The organism is Proteus myxofaciens ATCC 19692 (assembly GCF_001654855.1).
GTDB classification, from domain to species: Bacteria; Pseudomonadota; Gammaproteobacteria; order Enterobacterales; family Enterobacteriaceae; genus Proteus; species Proteus myxofaciens.
This window is the reverse complement of sequence record NZ_LXEN01000040.1, coordinates 19,262-42,571: the sequence shown is the minus strand read 5'-3', so window position 1 is coordinate 42,571 and position 23,310 is coordinate 19,262. Positions and strand designations below refer to the sequence as shown.

Annotated in this window: 17 protein-coding genes and 1 riboswitch; of the genes, 9 read left to right on the top strand and 8 right to left on the bottom strand. The window is 34.9% G+C overall.

Annotated elements, in window-relative coordinates; translation table 11 throughout:
* Positions 1-78 precede the first annotated feature (78 nt).
* A complete protein-coding gene (locus tag M983_RS04785) occupies positions 79-1,479 on the top strand; it encodes an alanine/glycine:cation symporter family protein (RefSeq protein WP_066747848.1) in 1,401 nt (466 codons plus the stop codon).
* Between the two features lie 164 nt (positions 1,480-1,643).
* On the opposite strand, the gene M983_RS04780 is transcribed toward M983_RS04785, so the two are convergent.
* Positions 1,644-3,125 (bottom strand): aldehyde dehydrogenase family protein, encoded by a 1,482-nt coding sequence (locus M983_RS04780; RefSeq protein WP_066747845.1) that lies wholly within the window; start codon positions 3,123-3,125, stop codon positions 1,644-1,646.
* 468 nt (positions 3,126-3,593) lie between these two features.
* On the opposite strand from M983_RS04780, the gene hcp reads away from it, so the two are divergent.
* The 4 genes from hcp (at position 3,594) to M983_RS04760 (ending at position 8,428) form a co-directional block, all read left to right on the top strand.
* A complete protein-coding gene (gene hcp, locus M983_RS04775) occupies positions 3,594-5,246 on the top strand; it encodes a hydroxylamine reductase (protein ID WP_066747842.1) in 1,653 nt (550 codons plus the stop codon).
* Positions 5,247-5,303: 57 nt separating this feature from the next.
* The gene (gene hcr, locus M983_RS04770; RefSeq protein WP_066747833.1) at positions 5,304-6,308 is read left to right on the top strand and encodes an NADH oxidoreductase; all 1,005 of its coding nucleotides are present in this window, start codon (positions 5,304-5,306) and stop codon (positions 6,306-6,308) included.
* A gap of 257 nt (positions 6,309-6,565) precedes the next feature.
* Positions 6,566-6,892 carry a DUF6694 family lipoprotein gene (locus M983_RS04765; protein WP_066747830.1) on the top strand — a complete coding sequence of 109 codons (327 nt, stop codon included), beginning with the start codon at positions 6,566-6,568 and terminating at the stop codon, positions 6,890-6,892.
* Positions 6,893-7,090: 198 nt separating this feature from the next.
* Positions 7,091-7,279: riboswitch (M-box (ykoK) riboswitch) on the top strand.
* Between the two features lie 75 nt (positions 7,280-7,354).
* Complete coding sequence (locus M983_RS04760; protein WP_066747827.1) at positions 7,355-8,428, top strand: magnesium transporter; 1,074 nt, start codon at positions 7,355-7,357, stop codon at positions 8,426-8,428.
* A 73-nt stretch (positions 8,429-8,501) separates the two neighbouring features.
* Here the strand turns inward: M983_RS04760 and M983_RS04755 are convergent, their stop codons facing one another.
* Positions 8,502-9,008: a SprT family zinc-dependent metalloprotease gene (locus M983_RS04755; protein WP_157091928.1), complete on the bottom strand. Its 507-nt coding sequence runs from the start codon at positions 9,006-9,008 to the stop codon at positions 8,502-8,504.
* A 104-nt stretch (positions 9,009-9,112) separates the two neighbouring features.
* Here M983_RS04755 and M983_RS04750 point away from each other — a divergent pair, with 104 nt between their 5' ends.
* Genes M983_RS04750 through M983_RS04740 form a run of 3 tightly spaced genes read left to right on the top strand, consistent with a single transcriptional unit; the run spans position 9,113 to position 10,292 of the window.
* Complete coding sequence (locus M983_RS04750) at positions 9,113-9,430, top strand: ArsR/SmtB family transcription factor (RefSeq protein WP_066747821.1); 318 nt, start codon at positions 9,113-9,115, stop codon at positions 9,428-9,430.
* Between the two features lie 11 nt (positions 9,431-9,441).
* The gene (locus M983_RS04745) at positions 9,442-9,867 is read left to right on the top strand and encodes a YeeE/YedE family protein (RefSeq protein ID WP_066747817.1); all 426 of its coding nucleotides are present in this window, start codon (positions 9,442-9,444) and stop codon (positions 9,865-9,867) included.
* 11 nt (positions 9,868-9,878) lie between these two features.
* Positions 9,879-10,292 carry a DUF6691 family protein gene (locus M983_RS04740; protein ID WP_066747815.1) on the top strand — a complete coding sequence of 138 codons (414 nt, stop codon included), beginning with the start codon at positions 9,879-9,881 and terminating at the stop codon, positions 10,290-10,292.
* 76 nt (positions 10,293-10,368) lie between these two features.
* On the opposite strand, the gene bcsC is transcribed toward M983_RS04740, so the two are convergent.
* Genes bcsC through bcsR form a run of 5 tightly spaced genes read right to left on the bottom strand, consistent with a single transcriptional unit; the run spans position 10,369 to position 19,520 of the window.
* Positions 10,369-13,641, bottom strand: a complete 3,273-nt coding sequence (gene bcsC, locus M983_RS04735) for a cellulose synthase complex outer membrane protein BcsC (RefSeq protein WP_083954550.1) — start codon at positions 13,639-13,641, stop codon at positions 10,369-10,371.
* Positions 13,642-13,644: 3 nt separating this feature from the next.
* A complete protein-coding gene (gene bcsB, locus M983_RS04730; protein ID WP_066747813.1) occupies positions 13,645-15,942 on the bottom strand; it encodes a cellulose biosynthesis cyclic di-GMP-binding regulatory protein BcsB in 2,298 nt (765 codons plus the stop codon).
* Between the two features lie 47 nt (positions 15,943-15,989).
* Entirely contained in the window at positions 15,990-18,575 is a 2,586-nt protein-coding gene (gene bcsA, locus M983_RS04725; protein WP_066747811.1) for a UDP-forming cellulose synthase catalytic subunit, read from the bottom strand.
* 5 nt (positions 18,576-18,580) lie between these two features.
* Entirely contained in the window at positions 18,581-19,318 is a 738-nt protein-coding gene (locus M983_RS04720) for a cellulose synthase operon protein YhjQ/BcsQ (RefSeq protein ID WP_066747809.1), read from the bottom strand.
* A 4-nt stretch (positions 19,319-19,322) separates the two neighbouring features.
* Positions 19,323-19,520 (bottom strand): BcsR/BcsP family cellulose biosynthesis protein, encoded by a 198-nt coding sequence (gene bcsR / locus M983_RS04715; protein WP_066747799.1) that lies wholly within the window; start codon positions 19,518-19,520, stop codon positions 19,323-19,325.
* Positions 19,521-20,269: 749 nt separating this feature from the next.
* Between bcsR and bcsG the strand changes: the two genes are divergently transcribed.
* Positions 20,270-21,982 carry a cellulose biosynthesis protein BcsG gene (gene bcsG, locus M983_RS04710; RefSeq protein ID WP_066747796.1) on the top strand — a complete coding sequence of 571 codons (1,713 nt, stop codon included), beginning with the start codon at positions 20,270-20,272 and terminating at the stop codon, positions 21,980-21,982.
* Between the two features lie 163 nt (positions 21,983-22,145).
* Here the strand turns inward: bcsG and metK are convergent, their stop codons facing one another.
* Entirely contained in the window at positions 22,146-23,300 is a 1,155-nt protein-coding gene (gene metK / locus M983_RS04705; RefSeq protein WP_066747793.1) for a methionine adenosyltransferase, read from the bottom strand.
* Positions 23,301-23,310 lie beyond the last annotated feature (10 nt).

Genomic DNA, 23,310 nt, shown 5'->3' with positions numbered 1-23,310 from the left:
TTTCCCTTTTTTGATCTTAAGTATTAATGATAACAAAAAATATACATTTTAATAACAAATAACTCAAAAGGGCAATTTATGGATTTTATCACAAATATCTTAAGCACCATTAATGGGGTTGTATGGGGTGTTCCCATGCTTGTTGGTATTTTAGGAATTGGTCTTTTCATGCAATTTAGACTTTCTTTTTTACCAATAAGAAAGTTAGGAACTGGGTTTAAACTTTTATTTGAAAAAAATGACAAAAGAGGTGAAGGGCAAATATCACCTTTTAATGCATTAATGACAGCACTTTCAGCCACAATAGGAACAGGAAATATCGCAGGTGTAGCAACAGCGGTTGTGCTTGGTGGTCCTGGCGCTCTTTTTTGGATGTGGATGACCGCATTAGTCGGCATGGCAACAAAATATTCAGAAGCGGTACTCGCAGTACGTTTTCGAGAAGTTGATAAAAGTGGAAATTATGTTGGTGGCCCTATGTATTATATTAAAAATGGGCTAGGAAAAAATTGGATTTGGTTAGGAACTTTATTCGCTATTTTTGGAAGTATTGCTGGGTTCGGTATTGGTAATACAGTTCAAGCTAATTCAGTGGCTGATGTGCTACAAAGTAATTTTGGTATTTCAACTACTATAACAGCTATTATCCTCGTTATATTAGTGGGTGCTGTTTTAATCGGTGGTATTAATCGTATTGCAGATGTTGCTGGCAAGTTAGTCCCTTTTATGACTGTGGGTTATTTCGGAGCAGGGATAATTGTTTTAGCATTAAATATATCTGCTATCCCTGATGCTTTTATTTTAATTGTAAAATCTGCATTTACACCCGTTGCTGCGCAAGGTGGTTTTGCAGGAGCTGCAGTTTGGGCCGCTATTCGTTTTGGTGTCGCTCGCGGTGTATTTTCTAATGAGGCAGGACTTGGTAGTGCGCCTATTGCTCATGCAACAGCTAAAACACAAAATCCAATTCGACAAGGATTGATTGCGATGTTGGGCACATTCATTGATACCATTATTGTGTGCTCTGTAACAGGATTAACTATTGTTATTACAGGACAGTGGTTAACAGGACAAAGTGGCGCAACATTAACAGCAAGCTCATTTTCTGTTGCTATTCCTGGTGGGAATTACATTGTAGCCATAGCATTAGCTATTTTCGCTTTCACCACCATTTTAGGATGGAGTTTTTATGGTGAAAAATGTGTGCAATATCTTTTCGGTCCTAAAGCTATTATGCCTTTTCGTATTGCATGGTTAATTGCATTGCCTATTGGCGCGACACAATCACTTGAGTTTGTGTGGTTACTTGCTGATACGCTTAATGCAATGATGGCTATCCCTAACTTAATTGCATTAGCATTATTAAGTCCCGTTGTTTATAAACTAACGAAAGAATATATAAAAGATATCAATGCAGATCAGATTGAAATAAAAGAAGAAGATTCATCGTTAATAAAAGATAAAGCGGGATCAGAGTAACGCCTTTGAGAGTATATTTATTCTAAACCTTAATAACCATATGTTTTAAAAGGTTTTAAATATATGGTTTTTTTATAAGTAGAAAATAAAAAGCCTTCTGGGGAGAAGGCAAAGAGATGAGTATAGCTATTTATAATTATTAGGATATTGAAAATAGAGATTATTTATTCTTTTGTACTGATAAAAATATTTTTTACTTGGGTATAAGCATCTAACATCATTTTATGTGTCTCGCGACCTAAACCTGATTTTTTATACCCACCAAATGGCGCATGAGCAGGAAGTTCATGATAGGTGTTAACCCACATACGACCTGTTTCAACGGCTCTAGCAACACGTAATGCACGATTAATATCTTGAGTCCAAACAGCACCACCCAGTCCATAATCAGAGTCGTTTGCCATATCAATGACATTTTGTTCATTATCAAATGGAATAACACATAAAACTGGGCCAAAAATCTCTTCACGAGCAACACGCATTTGGTTATTTACATTGGTAATAATAGTTGGACGAATGAAGAAACCTTCGTCAAACCCATCACCTGTAATACGCTCGCCACCTGTTAGAATGGTTGCCCCTTCTTTTTTAGCGATATCGATATAACCTAAAATTGTATCCATTTGATCTTGGCTAACTTGAGTTCCCATTTGAGTATTCGGATCAAGTGGATCACCAACACGAATGTTTTCAAATTCAGTTTTTAACTCTTTTAAAAAGTCATCATGAATATCTTTATGTAAGAACAGACGAGAACCGGATTCACACGCTTGTCCTTGATTCATTAATATGGCCAATGCTGCATATTTGACTGCTTTTTTCATGTTAGCATCAGGGAAGACAATATTTGCAGACTTACCACCTAATTCAAGAGTAGCTGGCACCATTTTCTTGGCAGCAGCTTCTGCAACGGTGTAACCTATACTAGTTGAACCTGTAAACGCGAGTTTATCAATATCTTTATGTTCTAAAATTGCTTGTCCTGCGACAGATCCGCGACCCGTTACAATATTTATAACACCTGCTGGTAATATTTCATTCAAAATACGACCTAGTTCTAATAATGAAAGTGAGGTGAGTGTTGCTGGGTTGATAACAACAGTATCGCCAGCAGCAATTGCTGGAGCAAGTTTCCATGCTGCCATCAATAATGGGAAATTCCATGGAATAACTTGACCTACAACACCAATAGGTTCGCGAATAACCAGGCTAATTGTATTTTCATCAAGGATGGCACTTTCATCTGTATGAGAGCGTATCACACCTGCAAAATATCGAAAATGGTCAATACAGGCAGGTAAATCAATGTTTTTCGACTCATTGAGTGGTTTACCGTTATCCAGTGATTCAATCCACGCTAGACGTTCTTGTTCTTCCTCTAATCGATCAGCAATTTTTAATAAGAATGTTTGTCGCTCAGCCGGTGAGGTTTTACTCCATGTCGCAAATGCTTTTCTAGCCGCGCTTACAGCACGATCAACATCTTTTGCATCACCTAGTGCATATTCACTGAGTAACTGGCCTGTTGCAGGATTAAATGTCTGCGTTGTTTTTTGTGAAAGGCTAGAGACCCATTCTCCACCAATGAGCATTTTATAGCTTTCTAAAGGACGGAATTGAGATGGAACATTATCTAATTTGATCATTTTCTTCTCCGGTGTAGGGTGATTAGTATTCGGCACTATAATTTTTTTCATCACTCTTTGGTTAATAAAATATAACAATTAACGTCATTTTATTACCTATTACTACAATAGGTGATATTAACTAGAAAAAACAATAAAGAATATTTCTTAAATAGTCAGTTAAATCGATTCACTTCACAGATTTATTGCTTCAAAGTTATAAAAAATAAAAAATAGATTAATTAATCTTTATATTTATTAATGGTAATTAATATATAGATAGAATTAAGCAAATAGTTTTTCATATAGAGCGGTTAAATAATAATCAATTAATATTTAAAAAATGATGATGATTTTGCTTTAGATCAAACAAAACTGAGATTGTTTGATATTGCACTTTTCCTCTTATAAGAATGGCGTATCCTTATGTTGCATATTAAATGCAACTTATAAAAAAAGCGTTATAGTTATAATTAGAAGGAATTCGGTATGTATTGTGTGCAATGTGAACAAACAATGAAAACACCTGTGGGTAATGGCTGTGCTTATGCCCAAGGTATGTGTGGTAAAACCGCTGAAACCTCAGATCTTCAAGATTTATTAGTAGCTGTATTAGAAGGGCTATCAGCATGGGCAATCGCTGCACGTAGTGTCGATATTATTGATCATGATATTGATAGCTTTGCACCTCGTGCATTTTTCTCAACGCTAACTAACGTTAACTTTGATTCTGATCGTATTGTAGGTTATGCCAAAGAAGCGATTTATTTGCGTGAGAATTTAAAAGCACGAGTGCTTGCTAAAAATGCAGCTATTCAAGTCGTTAATCCTAAAGCTGAAATTCAACTTGAAGGTAATGATTTAGAGAGTTTACAAAAACAAGCTCAACGTTTTGCATTAAATGGTGATAAAGCAGAAATCGGTGATGATATTCATGGTTTACGTATGCTTTGTCTTTATGGTTTAAAAGGTGCTGCGGCGTATATGGAGCATGCGCATGTTTTAGGTCAATACGATAATGATATTTATGCAGAGTACCATGGCTATATGTCATGGTTAGGTACTAATCCTACTGATATGAATGAGTTATTGGAAAATGCGATGGGCATTGGTCAAATGAATTTTCGTGTTATGGCTATTCTTGATAAAGGTGAGACTCAAGCTTACGGTGATCCTACCCCTGTTTCTGTTAATGTTCGTCCTGTTGCAGGTAAAGCAATTTTAATTTCAGGTCATGATCTAAAAGATCTGCAAATGCTACTCGAGCAAACAGAAGGTACAGGTATTAATGTTTACACTCATGGTGAAATGTTGCCAGCTCATGGTTATCCTGAACTTAAAAAATATAAACATTTAGTGGGTAACTATGGTAGTGGTTGGCAAAATCAACAAGTTGAATTTGCTAAATTCCCAGGTCCTGTCTTAATGACGTCAAACTGCATTATTGATCCTAATGTTGGGAATTACGGTTCTCGCATTTGGACTCGTAGCATCGTCGGTTGGCCTGGTGTGAAACACATTACTGGCAATGATTTCTCTGAAATGATTGAACAAGCACAATCATTAGATGGTTTTCCATACAGTGAAATCGAGCACTTAATTACCGTTGGTTTTGGTCGCCAAACATTACTCAATGCGGCTGATACAGTTATTGATTTAGTCGCACAGAAAAAACTACGCCATGTTTTCTTAGTCGGTGGTTGTGATGGTAGCCGTGGTGAACGTAGTTATTACACTGATTTAGCAAGAGAAATACCACAAGATTGCTTAATTATGACATTAGCATGTGGTAAATATCGTTTTAATAAACTTGATTTTGGTACGTTAGAAGGCTTGCCTCGTTTACTTGATGTAGGTCAGTGTAATGATGCTTACTCTGCCATTATGCTTGCAGTTAATCTGGCTGAAAAATTAGGATGTGGTGTGAATGATTTACCACTGTCTTTAATTCTTTCTTGGTTTGAACAAAAAGCGATTGTTATTTTATTAACGCTTCTTTCATTGGGTGTAAAAAATATTTATACCGGCCCAACTGCACCTGCATTCTTAACTGATAATTTACTCGCAATATTAAACGAGAAATTTGGAATGCGTTCTATTACTACGCCAGAGCAAGATCTTCACGATATTCTGGGTGCTTAATGCTTTCATTCATCATCATTGCCGAAGCTTGCGGGCTTCGGTGAGGAGTTTTTATCAATGACGATGCCTACTTCTTATTGTCCTAATCGTATGCAAGTTCACTCTATTTTGCAGGAAACGCCAGAAGTGTGGACGCTGAATTTAATTAATCACGATTTTTATCCTTATAAACCTGGGCAATTCGCCTTAGTGAGTATTAATAATAGTGATGAAACAATGCGTGCTTACACGCTATCTTCATCTCCTGGACTAAGTCGATTTATTACATTAACTGTTCGTCGATTAGATAATGGTGTTGGTTCTAATTGGCTGACATCAAATGTTAAACCAGGTGATTACTTGTGGTTATCTGATGCTCAAGGTGAATTTACTTGTGCAGATAAAACGAATCACCGTTATTTAATGTTGGCTGCTGGATGTGGCGTAACACCTATTATGTCGATGACGCGTTGGTTGTTAAATAATCAACCCAAAGTTAATATTACGGTTATTTTTAATATTCATGAACGTAGCCAATTTATTTTTGAAAAAGAATGGTTGGAATTAGTGAATGAATATCCTCATCATCTTAATTTTATTTTGATGCCTAAATTACCTGAAGATGGTGGATTATTGAGTGGTCGTATATCACAAGAAAAATTAGCAGCACTTGTGCCTGATATTGCGAGTTGTACGGTTATGTGCTGTGGTCCCAATAGTTATATGGAAGATACAGGGCAGTTTGTAAAAAATTTAGGTGTACCAAGCGAAAATATTTTTATGGAACGTTTTGGTGATGAGCCTGCCTGCGTTGATAATAATAAACAATTAACGATGACAATTCGTCATTCTTTATCAAAAATAAAAGTACCTGTAGGCGTCACATTATTATCTGCGATGGAAGATAATAATGTCCCTGTATTAGCTGCATGTCGCGCAGGTGTTTGTGGTAGTTGTAAAACACGTATTTTAAGTGGTGATTATGACGTTACCAGTACAAGCACATTAACTGAAAAAGAAATTGCCCAGGGGTATGTTTTAGCTTGCAGTTGTCGCTTAAAAGGCGATGTAGAACTCGCTTAATATTCCTATTTTATTCCTTCTATTCTTATTCTTTTCTACATTTTACCCTGTTAATTTATTAACAGGGTTTTTCTTAATATTTTTATCAAAAATTGAGCGAGTATTAATTAAAATACGCTTTATTCGTTCTATATTAAAGTTATGCTCTTTATTTATTCAATATGATGACGATAAAATAAAAATATATTTTAGATAGTGGCAGTTTCCTTATTAACATTCTGCTATGATTTAATGAATCAAGGGAGAGGAGGGGATATATGAAAAAAATGTTATTTATTTGTTTATTCAGCATGATGCTTTCAGGCTGTGAAAAACCTCAAACCCTTGATGGTTCTAATGTTGAGTCACTGCGTAGCTCCATTGTTGAAATGAGAAGTTCTTTATCAGTTGAAGAACAGGAACGCTTTGATAAAGCAATAGAATTAGCGATGTTTAATGATATTGATTTTAATGATTTAGTTGTCGCTGGCCGTAATAAGAATGGGGATATTCTTACGAAAAAAATGTGCCAATCATTGGATGGTAAAACAGCCGAAGAAATTTTTTTACAGGCAGAGAATTTAAAACATAAAAAAGTGTATTAAATTGGCTATTAATAAATAGATTATCCTCAATGATATTAATTTATCTTTTTATTTATTCTCTTAATTAAACTCTTATCTATCATAAATAATGTGTTTATTTATCTATTGCAACGTTCAATAGAACTTAAACAGAAACGAGATGTTGCTTTTCATTCTATTTTAAGTGGTTATAATGCGCGCCGCATTCGTAAGAAAAGTGCAGTATCTCGTTAGGCGAGGCTCCTATACAAACATAGGTTACTGATCTGACGACGTCGAGAGACGCCCAAGATTAGGACAGGATATATCGATCGAAGGTATATCCCCATGTAACTTCTATTATTTATTGGTATCCAATAGAGACTAGATACGTTGTATAGTGCTAAAACCGAGACGTGTAGATGGCTTTTGCATTCTCGCTTCTGGTTTCGCCCCTATGGAGAACTGATTTGCTAAACACAAACAGTAATAGGGATCCCCAAAATGAAAGTGACAACTCAACATAAAGTTGATGCAACATTAGTTGCTGATAATACTTTAAACACACAACAAAAAAATCCTCAACAAGATAAACATCAACGTTTAAAAGATGATACCACCGTTAGCGCTTATATGAGCCAGTCTTATATTGCCGTTTCTGTGGCTGATCCTATTGAGCGAGTAAAAGCGCAACTAGTTAATGATTTACAAGATGAGGTTATTCCAACCTATCTTTATGTTATTGATAAAGATAATTATTTAAATGGTATTTTACCCGTTAAGTCATTATTAACCGCCAGTAATGATTTATTTGTATCAGACATTATGCGACAAACTTTTTTTTCTGTTTCACCCGATCAAAATCGTCATGATGTTTACCAATTAATTAACCACAGTGGCTTAGATAGCGTACCTGTTATGCACTTTGGCAAATTAGTGGGTGTATTACGTCCTCAAGATATTGCTGAATTAATTGAAGACGAAAATACACTTGATGCACAAATGCAAGGTGCAACATCGCCTTTAGATCAGCCCTATTTAGAAACAAGCCCTGTCGTATTATGGCGTAAACGGGTTGTATGGTTATTGATGTTATTTATTGCAGAAGCTTATACCAGTACAGTATTACATGCTTTTGAAGATAGGTTAGAAGCGGCTATTTCATTAGCATTCTTTATCCCATTGTTAATTGGTACAGGTGGGAATAGTGGTACGCAAATTACATCAACATTAGTACGAGCCATGGCGCTAGGTGAAGTGAGCTTACGCAATGTATGGTCTGTATTAAGAAAAGAGATAACAACATCAATCATGGTTGCCGTGACTATGGGACTTGCGGGCTTTGCTCGCGCTTGGTTCTTAGGTGTAGGTATGGAAGTTATGATGGTTGTTGGATTTACACTAGTTTTAATTACGGTATGGAGTGCAGTTGTCTCCTCTGTCATTCCTATGGTATTAAAGCGTGTAGGTATTGATCCTGCTGTTGTTTCAGCTCCCTTTATTGCTACTTTAATTGATGGGACAGGGCTGATTATCTATTTTGAAATTGCTTCTCATATTATGAGTGAGTTTGCTTAATACAATACTAAAGAATTACACAAGAAAGCCGATGTTAACTCAATGAGGATATCGGCTTTTTGATTTCATAATATTATGGTTTGATAAGTTGTAAAATGGCTTGGCAATGTCGACATCGATATTGAGTTTCTCCCCTTTGTATTTTATTGTGACGTCGAATCGTTAATTGATGTATCTCTTCACACAGACAAGCATAACTAAACGTTTTTGCACAGACATTACTGATATCAAAGTGGTGTGTGCGCTTTGCCGAGACTTGAAGGACAGTTTCCATCATCCATTTCCACTCTTTTCCATGAGGCGCAACACGGCCAAAATGCTTATTTACCAATAAATGAGCTAATTCATGAGGGATAACTTCATCAATAAAATTCTGTTTATTTTCAATCAATAATGTAGGATTGATTCGGATTTCCCAATTTGCATAATAAGCACTGCCAGCAATTGTTCCTCTTTGATTATAAAGTAGGGTAGGTTCTGGATAATTTGTATTAAGATAAATATTCGCCTGCTGCAGTTTTTCACGCAGTGTTCGCATAATACTTTGCACTAGGGCGATGGGCACTCTAACTGTTTTCATGATAGAGAGCATATAGCGCCTTATAGAAACACGCAATAAAAGAAAACTTGCACAATATATAAATTAACATATTATTAAAAAGTATATTGATTATGGAGTTTACCATGACACAACAAGCTCAACTTGATTTATTAGAAGCAATGAAATTAGCTGCCAATGAAGCTTCCACCATGCTAAAAACGCTTGGGAATGGCGACAGATTACTTTTATTGTGCCAACTAAGTCAGAGTGAAAAAAGTGTAAGTGAATTAGAAAAAAGTGTGGGTATTCGTCAACCTACGCTTTCTCAACAACTTACTGTTTTACGCAACGAAGGGCTTGTTAATACTCGTCGTGATGGTAAACGTATTTTTTACTCTATTGCAGATGAAAAAGTATTGGTATTACTTAATACGCTTTATCAGCTTTATTGTCCAAAATAGTAGGTTATTTTATGAACATTGATTGGGTTCACTTTTCGCCATTAAGTTCGGCAATTGGTGGATTAATGATAGGCGTAGCCGCTACTATCTTGTTGATTTTTAATGGTCGCATTGCAGGAATAAGCGGTATTTTAGGTGAGGTTTTATCGAAAAAACAACAAGGTAATGGCTGGCGTTGGGCATTTTTAGCCGGCATGCTAGTAGCACCTGCTCTTTTCTATATGATAAATGAACCGTTATTACCAGTAATTGATGCTTCACCCTTGATGTTAATCATCGCAGGATTGCTGGTGGGAGTAGGGACTCGTTTAGCTAATGGATGTACAAGTGGTCATGGTATTTGCGGATTAGCGCGTTTATCACGCCGGTCTATTATTGCTGTAATTATTTTTATGGCGACGGCATTTATTACTGTTTATTTACAACGCCATCTATAGGAATGTAGATAATGACTAAATTTATTGCGTTCTTAAGTGGCTTGTTATTTAGTGCCGGTTTGATAATAGGAAAAATGAGCGATCCTCAAAAGATACTCGCTTTTCTTGATATTACAGGAAATTGGGATCCATCATTATTCGTACTTATGATAAGTGCACTTTGTATCAGTGCGGTGGGGTATTTATTTGCTCGCCAACGTCAACATACTTTACTAGGATGCACTTTTTCTATTCCCAAAAATAGAAAAATTGATAAGCCTTTAGTGATAGGCAGTATTTTATTTGGCATTGGCTGGGGATTAGTGGGAATTTGTCCTGGCCCAGGCTTAATACTTGTTGGTGGTGGTTTTTATCAAGGTGCTATATTTGTTGTTGCAATGATTGTAGGCTCATTTTTAATAGGACAGATACGTAAATCTCGCTAATCACTATTTTATACAAATAAGCTTAATGGAAAGTAAAAGTGACAACTTCCCATTAAGCTATAAATAGCAAGACTATCTATTTAAAATCAGCATAAGGTGTTAATGGATTAGGTGGTAAATCTAAATCACCATTCCAACCATCAAATGAATAACGCAAATAAAGTAATGCATGACTAGGGGTATAGTTTTTTGCCTGCTGAATATCAATCGCACCCCCTATAAACCAATGTGGTGTTAGCCGATGTTCTACTAATGCTCTTGTTGTATAACCAAAACCGTTACTTGAGCTTCCTTTATCTACGGTATCTCTTTCTTCTGATGGGAATATATTGGGATAACGATTAAATTTATCTGGTGAAACAAGATGTTGTAATGGGTAACGTTTTCTATCATCAGTTTGAGAATAAGACCACGAAAGAGAACCTGATAACTCCCAAGACCAATTTTCAGTCCGTTGACGATAATTAATCGGTAATCCTAAAGAGAGATATTTTTGGGGGCTATAATATCCGCCTTGTCCTAAGGTATAGTCACTTAAATCTTTATCATAGTGCCAAATCATGGTATTTAAACCAACAGAAACACGACGATTATTTTCATTAATAAGTTTGTAATAATAGCCACCCATTCCTCTGATACTACTATTGTCTTCAACATTCTTTCCCGTTAATTTATCAGCGGAAATTTCACCCCAATAACCGTCTTTTCCTCCTTTATCGTAACTCCCACTTAATCGTACTCCTGTTCTTCTTACACCACCCCAAGTTTGATTAGTCAAAATATCACGTTGGCCACCAAAAGCGAGTAAAGAGCTATTTACAGGCCGACGATGAAGATCAACTGTCCAACCTACATTATAAAAATCATGGCTGTAGGCAATTTTACCAACCCAATCCGTCACTTCAAAGCCAAGCGGTGTTGTCCCAAGATCCCATTGCCATTGATTATTTTCAAAACCTATTGCAGGACTAATACCAAAGGCTTTTTGTTCTAAAGGGAAACATCCTGAGCGATAACAAGTCCCAAATTTAGAGTCATAAGGTGAATCACCTAGTTTACCACTATTAAGATTAACGAGATCAGCACGCCAAAAGAAACGGCCATCATAAAGGGGATTATCGAGCTGTAACATTGTTGTATGAGCCTGTAATTTTGAGTATCCACTATTCCCAGTCGAACCCCAGTAATCATGTTCAAGTGTAAATCGCCATTCTTGTTGGTGATAAAGTGATTCAGCATTAGCCCGTAAACTACGAGATAGCCAATTATCTTTTTCGTTATTACGCATTAATTGGGTATATTCAATATTATCTTTTGGCTGTGTTTTTGTTATTCCTGCTTTTTGCATTGCCTGTTGATAATAATAACGAGCTTGCTTGCTATCTTGATTTTCCTGATGAAAACGCCCAATATCACGTAACAAAAGAGCATTTGCATTCTTTGAGTCTTTTTCAACTTTCCTTGTTAAATAAGCAAAGTAATGTTGTGCTTTTTCTTGATTTCCTATCTCTTTTTCTGCATTGGCTAATTGCCTTATTGAATTAAGATCGAATTCTTCTGGTGATAATGCTTCTATTTTAGTGAGATAGATATTCGCTTGAGCTTTATCATTTTGTTCTAAGCTTGTCTGTACTGCATTTAATAATGCGGTTTCGTTATTATTTGCTAAATTTAAGACCTGTTTATAATAACTGAGCGCCTCTGTGGGATTATTTTGCTCCCTAGCCCATTGTGCTAATAATAAATATGTGGGTATTTTTTGCTCAGATGAAATGTGGGTGAGTAGATAATTGGTAGCTTGTTTTTCATAACCTTGTTTTCTTAAAGATTTGGCATATGCAACTACTTGATTAAAGCGCAATCTATTTTCGAGCTCGCCCATACTTTTACTACGTTGTGAAATAGGGATCTGATTGAGTGCATCGAGTGCTTGTGCTTCCTTTCCTATTTTATTGAGATATAACGCATAAGCATAAAGGCGAGAAGGATCATTAGGGATACGTTGATTCAAGCGCTGAAAATAATCATCAGCAAGTTGATTTTGTTGCATGATTAAAAGATCGTCCGTGAGACGATAAATATTCCAAACATCATTAGGATAATCTTTAGTTATTGCTTTACGTTTTTCAATTGCATCAATATATTGACCTTTCTGTTCATCATCTGCTGCAAGATCTTGTCTAATACCTGAAATTATATAGCTATAATCTTCTGCTAAATGCGCATATTGGGTTGAGGTTAAACCTTTAATAAAGCGATAGGCTTTTTCATGTGATTGTTGTCGATAAAGCTTTGCTAAACGATGAAGCGTTGTGCCTTGATTAGGTTCGTATTTTAATGCTTGCAAATAATAGTGCTCAGCCTTCTCTAATTGTTTTTTTGCAATAGCGATATCGCCTAAACCAATATAAGGTTCACTTTTATAAGGGCTTAATTTATTAGCTTGAATAAATATACGTTCAGCTAACTGATAATTATGCTGTAATAATACTTCATCACCTTTAGAAAGCAGATACCAATATTGGTTGGAACGCATCATTGTTCGCCATTGGCTACTGTCATCATGATTTGGTGATAATCTAAGTGCTTTTGAAAGGTAATAAATGGCAAATCTTCGCTGATTAGCACGAGAATAATGTATTCCTAATGCACCAAAAATATCGGCGTTATTAGGTTTGTTATGTAATTTTTGTTTTAAGGTTGCAATAGGCAATGCAGAAATATCAGAGTTTGATTTTTTTGCTGTAGTGACTGATGTTATCTGAGAAATTTGTTGTTGATATATCTTTGCTATTTCCGCATCGTTTCCATATTGACGGTAGATTTGGTTTAGTTTATTTCTTTTATTTTTAGATGAAGATTGCATCAATACTTGAAGATATTCTAAAGCTGAGAGGGAGTCAGGAGGAATACCTTGATATATTTCATCATATAAATTTAAAGCCTCATCAAAACGACCCGCAGTGTAATAAAGCTGTGCACGTTGAAGTTTCTGTTTATTCTCTTTTGTTGTGAGAGATAAGGTTTTGATAGCTCTTTGATATTGTTGTGATTGGGGATATTGTGAATGTAATTGCTCTAACAATCGTTGCACGTTCTCATTATCTTTCTGTTTTATTGCAAATTGGATTTGTAACAATAGTATATTGGGATCATTAGGCTTAATAAGAGATAAACGGTGTAGTGATTGGGCAACTAATGTTTCATTCCCTGTTGATGAACCTAAAGCGACTTGCTCTTGCAAAAAGGCTTCTGCTTTTTCATCGCTTGCTTGCGTGACAGGCAAAAAGCCTGTCAGCAAAAAGGGGATGATCATCGTTTTATAATAACTATTACGAGATATCCACATAGCTTAGTCCTTGGCTGCTAAACGACGTTGGCTTCTTATTTTCATTGCTCGCCAAATAAGAAGAGAAATAATTGTAATACCGATTATTGCCGCTAAACCAAGCCAAATAGGGTGTGATGCGAATAGATACCAAGCCTCTTCCCACCATGGTAAATACCCCACGTAATAGGTATCGCCAACGCGTAAACTATTTACGCCAGATTCTCTAATAATCACCGCTGAGCCAAACATAGCATCACGTTTACCACTATCGCTTATTGCTTCATTTAATAGTTTATAACCTTGAGTACTGTCTGCTAATAAAGCAACGACACTACGTTGTGAAAAAAATGGGGATTGAAAACCAATAATGGCGCCCATTGATCCTTTTGATGTTAATGAAGTGCGACTATCAGGACGTTTATTTATTTCTTGGTAATTAGCATCGCTAAATATATTGGTATCACGTGAAGGAAGTGTGATTTCACTACGAGTTTTATCGATTATTAAATTTATTTTTTTATCATTACTTAATGTGGGTGGCAGTGCACCTATTAACAATAAATCTGCATCTTTTTGTTGTAATTCTTCAAGTGAATTGGTGAGTGAAACATTAATTGCAGGGTATCCGGTTTGCGCTCCAATATTTCCTGTTGAAATTAACAAGGTTGATAATTGGGTTGGAGAAGGTTGATTATTAACAAAAATGACGGTTTCAGAAAGATCTGCATAACGACTAAATGGGAAACCAGAATGACTATAAACACGTAAATCTGGCAGTGCAATATAGTGTCGATAGCTACCTGTAAAATTAAAGTTAGATGATTCATCAATCGCAACAGAATTAGGAACTGGGTGATAGGTAATACATTGGTCAATAGAGCCACCAGGAATAGGATTAGTATAATCAAAAGCAAAAGTAACTTGATTACGTTCTCCTAATTTTATTGCTGGAATATTTAATAGATTTTTATATTCAATCCATCCTTGAATTAAAGGTAAATAAGCAATAATCGTGTTCTCTTTTTTATCATTTTCAATCGGATAAGCTTTAATAAAGTGATCGTTAATAGAAATGGAGAGTCGCGAATCATCTTTAAAAGCAGGAGCGGTATAACGATAAAGTAATTGCATTTGTAACCCTGTATTATTAAACATAAATATATCAGGGGGTAATGTCATATTTAAGGTTATTGGATTAGGCTCTAAACCTCGTGATTGAAGCTGGCCTTCATAATCTTGAAGTGTATTAAAATAGATAGGTTTATCGAGTTGTACCCACTTTGGTGCATCATAAGGTTCACGAGGATTAATTTCTTCTACTTTATTAATTGTGACACTATTCCCTCTAAAAATAATTTGCCCTCTAGCTATTCCATTTACCGCCGTCATTAAATCATCATCATCACGCCCCATAATGAGTAATAATTTAACGTAAGGGTTAGTAGGATGAGTTATCATTTCAATAGTGGGTTCTTTAACATCAGCATGTTGTTTTAAAAAATCAGGTTTTTGTTTATTTGTTGCAAAAATAATGCTGTGTCTATTCGGTAATTCGTTGTAATAAACAGGATAATCTTGCTGGCGCCAATCAACTTGAGTACCAAACCAAGACGCTAATATTGCGGCTGCTTTTTGTTGTACTAAATTGGGTGACTGAGTAAAAACAATCGGTAATGTTACTGCCCCAAAATCACGTTTATCAAAGAAAGGTGCCGGAAAATTAGCTAATTCATTTTTTAAGTTTAGAGATTGATACGTTAAATTTAATTGGCTGTTTTTACTGACATCAAGCCAAAGTGTACTATTAGCCTGATTTTCACAGATTTCACGATAATGGCCTATAAACGAGATTTTTATGTGGTTAAGATCTTGAATAAAGAGCGGATCGATAGGAATCGTGATTTGATTCTTCTTTCCTAAATCTTCTTCTTTTAACGTAATGACTCCCATTAACTCATCATTTAGATAGACATTAAGATGTGATTCAATCGGCAATAATGACGGTGATGGTGTGAATTCTAAATTCAATATAGCTTTTGAAACATATTCATCACTACGTACACCAAATTCTAAATAGCCATCAGAGCTAGAGCCTGTTAAATGCATACCACCATAAATAGGTGCTGTTTTTGCAAATTTTAATACTTTTTGATGTGCTGGAGGCACTGTCTCAGCGGTTGTTAATTGATCTTTTTTAGGCTCTGCCTTAAATAAAGCGATTATTTTTTCTGAAATATTGCCTTGATCTAGTTGCGTATCAGCTCCATAAACAGAAGTCGTGAGCATAATTAAGACAAATATGAGGAAACGTTTTTTCATTACTGTTACCCATGAAGTTATTGTTAGTAATAACGATGTTTTATTCTTTAAGATTGACGAACAATTTGTGAAAGATTGACATGTTGAGGAAGTAGCGATGAAAGCCACTGTAAAAATAAACCAAATAAGCAAAACGTAGCGTAGATAAAATAAGGTGCCCGTTTTAGTAGGGTGCTATAGCCTTGCATGCTGATATAGATAATATTTTTTAAACTATGTAGTGGTCTATCATTAGGAAGATCGTGTTGCCACTTAGCCCAGGTATCAGCGCGCTCAAAAGTACAAGCAATAAAATGGTTGGTTTCTTGTGGCGTCATATCCAGAAGCTGCAATCCAATGATTTGTTTATCTATACGTGCAATAGTTGCTTTAAAAACATATTCACGCTGATTTTGTTTTAGCAATAAGCGAACTTGATCGTTTTTAGCTAAAGAAAGTGTGATATTTTTGGGTAATAAAACAGCGCAGCTATTGTCAGAAAAGTCATGAAGGTTGCAGGGATAAAGTGATCCATCATCTAATAAAATCATGGCAGGAAAATTAACTCGAACACGAGGAAATTGACGTCGTTGCTTTGTTTCTGCTGAAACTTCAATAGCAACACCTAATAACATTAGATTATAAAACACCCACAATAAGCACATAAAAATGGCTAACATTTCATCAGGTGAGCCCGTGATAATTCGCCAACAAGCAAATAAAACACCTAATAAATTCAAATTAAGAAAAAGTAAATAAGGCCGATTGATATCCCAATCAATAAAGTCTTTTTCCATCATTTCCCCTTTTTCTGTCACATTAAATTTACCTTTGTGTGGTGAAAAAAGGGTACTTAATACAGGGCGAGTGGTGTACCAAGCTAAAATAGTTTCATAGATTTCACCCCAAAATGAGTGTCGATAAGGGCCTTGTAATTTCGCACTAGCAAGAGAAATATGAACAAGATATGGCACAACATAGATCATAATAGCGATAGCTGGTGCGTAGATAATGTAAGCATGAAAAATAAGAAATGTGAGTGGTGCTAATAAGAAGATCATACGAGGTATGCCAGAGAAAAAATGTAGCATGGCATTTAAATAACAAAGTCGTTGTGCCAGCGTTAACCCTTTGCCAAATAGAGGGTTATCAAGGCGGAATATTTGTACCATGCCTTTAGCCCAGCGAATGCGTTGATTGATATGTGCTGAAAGTGAACCTGTAGCTAAACCGGCTGCTTGTGGGATTCTAATATAAGCAGATTTCCAACCATGACGATGTAAGCGTAGTGAGGTGTGAGCATCTTCTGTGACAGTTTCAACAGCAATGCCCCCAATTTCATCAAGCGCGCTACGACGTAAAACAGCGCATGAACCACAGAAAAATGTGGCATCCCAAGTATCGTTTCCATCTTGTACTAAACCGTAAAAAAGTGCACCTTCGTTAGGAGTTTCACGAAAATTATCTAAATTTCGCTCAAATGGATCCGGTGAGAAAAAATGATGTGGTGTTTGTACTAATGCTATTTTTTCATCTTTTAAAAACCATCCCATAGTGAATTGTAAAAATGAGCGTGTTGGAATATGGTCACAATCAAAAATAGCAACAAATTCACCCGTTGCTTGTTTTAAGGCATTATTTACATTACCTGCTTTAGCAAAATCATGTTTTTCGCGAGTGATATAACGAATACCGACTTCTTCAGCAAACGCTTTAAATTCAGGACGATTACCATCATCAAGCAGATAAATTGTTAATTTATCTTTAGGCCAATCAAGGTTTAAACTGGCATAAATAGTGGGTTTGACGATTTGTAGATCTTCATTATAAGTAGGAATAAAAATATCTACATTTTGCCATTTTGTAATATCGTCAGGCATTGAAATAGGTTTACGATGAAGAGGCCAAATACATTGCATAAAACTAAGAAATAGCACACACCATGCGTAAGTTTCTGCAAGTAATAGTAATAATCCACAAATAAGACTGAAATTATCCGTCCAATATAAAGTGGAATGATATCGCCACCAGATATAACGACAAGCAATCGTCAGTGCTAGCATCGTCATCATAATAGACGCTAAACGTCCTGGTATATCTTGAATTGCTAACGCTATAATCCAAAGTGTAATGACAAATATAAATTGGAACGTGAGATCAAAAGGTTGAGTAATACTCAGTAAAATAAAGAAAACAGCTAAAATAGCGATTCCTGAATAAAGAAGATATTGCCAGAATGATAAAGGTTGTTTTTTATTTTCAACAATCTGCGAAACAATTGGTGAAGCATGTGTGAAAACGCGTCTATCGACACTTTTTATATAAGCAATCAACGTGATTGGTTTTTTAATAAAAAAATACACAGCATACTGACCAGTTAGCCAGATACTTTGCAGTAAATATCTCAATGGATCGAATAATTTAGGACACCGTGGATTAATATGAGGAAATAATGCGCGTTGTTTTTTTACAATATTTTGCCAAAAAGAGGATTCCATACGTAAAAAAAACCACATTATTCCTTGAAATAATTCACTAATAATAGCGGCACTACGAGATGCCCCATTGTGACGATAAAATGTGTAGTAACGGATTAATATATGTTGAATTTTTTTTCTTTGTTTTTTTTCCGTTATATAGTAAGGGGATGGCATTATTTTTATCCTTCTTTCCTTATTAATAACGCTAAACACCATTGTGTGAGTTGATTAATTTCTTCAACTAACATGCAGTTAGAACGATAATCATATAAAGGTAATTGTGAAGCACAGGCTTCTAATGACGCTTCATCTTGATGAAGAACAATGGGACATAATGGCAATGATGTTGTTTGCCAATATTGGCGGAAATCTTGTTGAACTTGGCTGGTGGCTCTGAATTGGTTAATTAACACATACTCATTTGCGCTAAATTTATGCTGATTAAGTCGGATATGACAGTTACTTTCAGCCATAGTAATAGTGAGTAAAATGTCTGCTTTTTCTAACCAAGATGAAAAAATGGTATCTTGATATTGTGAATACTGTAGATCCATTAAAATAATGGTATCAGGATTATGTTGAATAAAGTGACTAAGAAAATTATCAACATTTTGTTTTACTGATAATGATGATTGTAAAAGTAAACTATCCTTTTGATCTACAACTCCAAAAGGTAAAATTTGAAGGTGAGATTGATAGTCAAAAATAGCTTCTTGTATGGGAGTCTCTTTTAATAATGCTTGACTTAATGTTGTTTGTTTTTTTTCTCCTGATAAATAGCAGTACAATATATTTTCAATACAATTATCAATGATAATTACTTTTTTCTTTTGTAGTGTTAATTGTCTGGCAAGTGTAATTGTTGTAGATGTTGCTCCCACTCCACCTCTTATCCCGTTTAAAATAACAAGTGGCATAAAATTAACCTCGTTGAGCTATATGATTAAATGATTTAAGTAATGGCCAACGGTAAGTAATGGCACTTTCTTCTTCTTTTTTATTTATATTTTTATACTGATAATTATTTAGAGTAAACATAGATTGCAATTTTTCAATATCCTTCCCTGGATTGCTTTTTTCATTATTTATCTTTGATTTAATAAATATTTTGTTGTTCATTTTTTTCTCTCTAAATGAAATGGCAAGAAAACACATCCCAATATTTATATCAGGAAAAGGTTGATTAAATTAATTCTAATAGATTTTGTATAACTATCGTATTTTAGAGTATGCCTTAAATATCATTATTTCAATTTAGTAAAAACACTTAAATTAGTTTATTTTTTAATTGTTTTTTGATAAAAAATAAAAAAAGAATCTAGTTCAAATAAGTGTAAAAACTATAAAATTTATTTATAACACCTATATTTCTAATCATAATTCGACTATCGGATTTATATGTTGATCTATATCATTTTTAATTAAATATCACTTAAAGATTATCATAAAAGGAGTAAAGTGTTTATTTTTTGTTTGTTTTGTTATTTTTATGATACTTATGTTTTATTTATGTTTGTAATTATCGTTATTTGTTTTTTTGTTGTTTTTTTATATCTTGCTTGTAATAAGATAATTCTGTGTTTTATAGTTTAATGTAAGTTATGAATTTTTTTTTAAAATTTAAGCGCTATCATCATAAATGTCGAAGGTTGTTTTTTATATCGCATATATATTAAAAATTACTTATTTATATATAAAAGGGATGGTGCATATTTAAATAGTTTATATTTTTATTTATTTTTTAATATTTTTTATGACATCGTAATGAGTGGTTTTAAATTATTGATGGAATTTAAGAGGTAATAAGAAAACAGATATGATTAATCATATGTCTGTTGATTTTTTATACTTATATTTAGGGTTTTAATATGAAAAAGTCTAATAGTTCTCATTTTAGATTTTTAAATTACTGGCACGGGTTAGGAGCATGGAATTTTTATTTTTTGTTAAAATTTGTTTTACTATGGTATGGGTACTTAAATTTTGATGCTTTTAGTAATTTGCTTTTTATCGCATTTTTAATATTCCCATTACCTGATAATTTATTATTTAAAATACGTAATTGGATTGCTATCCCGATAGGTATAATTTTGTTTTATCATGATACTTGGTTACCTAGTTTTTCAACCGTTTTATCTCAAGGTAGTTTGCTTAAACAATTTTCATTCGATTATTTAATGGAGCTAACAGCAAATTTTATTAATTTAAAAATGATTGGTGTCGCTTTTCTTTTATTAGTTGCTTACCTTTTTATTGAACAGTGGTTGAGAATTTCTGTTTTTATTATTGCTGGAGTACTATGGCTAAATATTGATGGGATTACTCATTTTTCGCAATCAATGGTACCTTCTGTACTAGCCAATAATGCTGTGTCTGAGAATAACATCAGTAATAAAGAAGAAATCAACTCAGCCAGCCAATCAGATGTTTTAGTGGATAAAGCAGATGCTGAATCAGCGAACTCCTTTTCTCTTTCTTCTGAGCCTATAAATTCTTCTTCACCTCAGTCATTGGATAATTGGCTTACGCAATTCTATAAGGGTGAGAAAAAAAGAATGACTACATTTCCGACTAAATTATCTTCTGATGCTCAACCTTTTGATATATTGATTATTAATATTTGCTCACTTTCAACCGCGGATATGGCAGCGGTAGGGCTACAAGGGCATCCTCTTTGGGGGAACTTTGATGTGTTATTTAAACAATTTAACTCGGTCTCGTCTTATAGTGGCCCAGCTTCATTAAGATTATTACGAGCAAGTTGTGGGCAAGGCCGTCATTCGGAGTTATATGATCCTACTGATACGCAATGTTTATTAATGGATAATTTAGCTTCTTTAGGATTTACAAAAGAATTAGCGCTCGATCATAACGGGAAATTTGGAAACTATCTTCAAGAGATCCAGCAATTAGGTGATCTTAATATTGAGATGCAAGATCAAAAAGGTCTTTCTTATCAGCTTACTGCTTTTGATGGATCGAAGATTTATAACGATAAAGAAACATTATCTCGTTGGTTACAATCTCGAGAACAATCCAAGGATAAGCGTAGTGTTACCTTTATGAACTTTGTGACATTACATGATGGTAATCGCTTTAAAGGTGAAAATAGTACAGCAGATTATGGAAAACGAGCGGTTACATTATTAGATAATTTAAATAACTTTATTAATGAGCTAGATAAAAAAGGTAGAAAAGTTATGGTTGTGGTTATTCCTGAACATGGCGCCGCCTTGCAAGGGGATAAAACCCAAATGTCAGGATTACGTGATATTCCAAGTCAGCGTATAACAACAGTCCCTGTAGGAATTCGCTTTACTGGAATAGAAGAGAAAGGGCCTCGCTATTCACCTACTATCGTTAATAAACCAAGTAGTTATTTAGCTATTTCCGAATTTATTTCACGTAATGTTGATGGTGAGGTATTTAAACAATCTACCATTGATTGGAATACATTGATTAATAAATTACCTCAAACAGAAAAGGTTAATGAAAATCAAGGAACAACCGTTGTTGAGTATCAAAATCAATCTTACATTAAATTAGGAGAACAAGGAGAATGGATTCACTATCCTAACTAATCTATTTAGTCAGCAATAAAATTTGATATAAAAATAAAACGCGTTTGTTATTGAATTTATTATTGCTTTAAAAATTAATGTAAATGATAAGTATAAAAAAACCACCTTTATTTTAGGTGGTTTTTTATGCGCATTTAATATGCGATTGCGATATAAATACGATTTATTTTAAACCCGCAGCTTCTCGCAAAATTTCTGCTTTGTCTGTCGCTTCCCATGGGAATTCTGAGCGACCAAAGTGACCATATGCAGCTGTTTTTTGGTAAATAGGGTGAAGTAAATCTAACATTTGAATTAAGCCATAAGGGCGTAAATCAAAGAACTCGCGAACTAATAAAGTCAGCTGAGTGGTTGGGATTTTTTCTGTGCCAAATGTTTCCACCATAATTGATGTTGGTTCAGCAACACCAATCGCATAAGACACTTGAATTTCACAGCGATCAGCAAGACCTGCAGCGACGATGTTTTTAGCAACATAACGTGCAGCATATGCCGCAGAACGGTCTACTTTTGATGGATCTTTACCAGAGAATGCTCCACCACCGTGACGTGCCATACCGCCGTATGTATCAACGATAATTTTACGGCCAGTTAAACCACAATCGCCCATAGGCCCACCAATCACAAAACGACCTGTTGGGTTAATGAAATATTTGGTTTGTGGATTTAACCATTCTGTCGGCAGAATAGGCTTAATAATCTCTTCCATCACCGCTTCATGAAGATCTTTTTGAGAAATATCTTCTGAATGCTGAGTTGATAATACTACTGCGTCAATACCAACAATTTTACTATTATCATATTGGAAAGTGATTTGGCTTTTTGCGTCAGGGCGTAACCAAGGTAATGTGCCATTTTTACGAACTTGTGCTTGGCGTTGAACTAAACGGTGAGCATAAGTAATTGGTGCTGGCATTAAAACATCAGTTTCGTTAGTTGCATAACCAAACATTAAACCTTGGTCACCGGCACCTTGTTCTAAAGGATCAGCACGGTCTACACCTTGGTTAATATCAGGTGATTGTTTTCCTATTGCACTGATAACTGCGCAGGAATTAGCATCAAAGCCCATATCGGAACTGGTATAGCCAATCTCACGAACGGTGTTACGTGTGATTTCTTCGATATCAACCCAAGCCTTGGTGGTAATTTCTCCGCCGACCATTACCATGCCCGTTTTTACATACGTTTCGCAGGCAACACGTGCTTTTGGATCTTGTTGTAAGATAGCATCTAAAACGGCATCAGAAATTTGATCCGCGATTTTATCAGGATGTCCTTCTGATACTGATTCAGAAGTAAAAAGGTGTGTGGTCATAATTTATCAT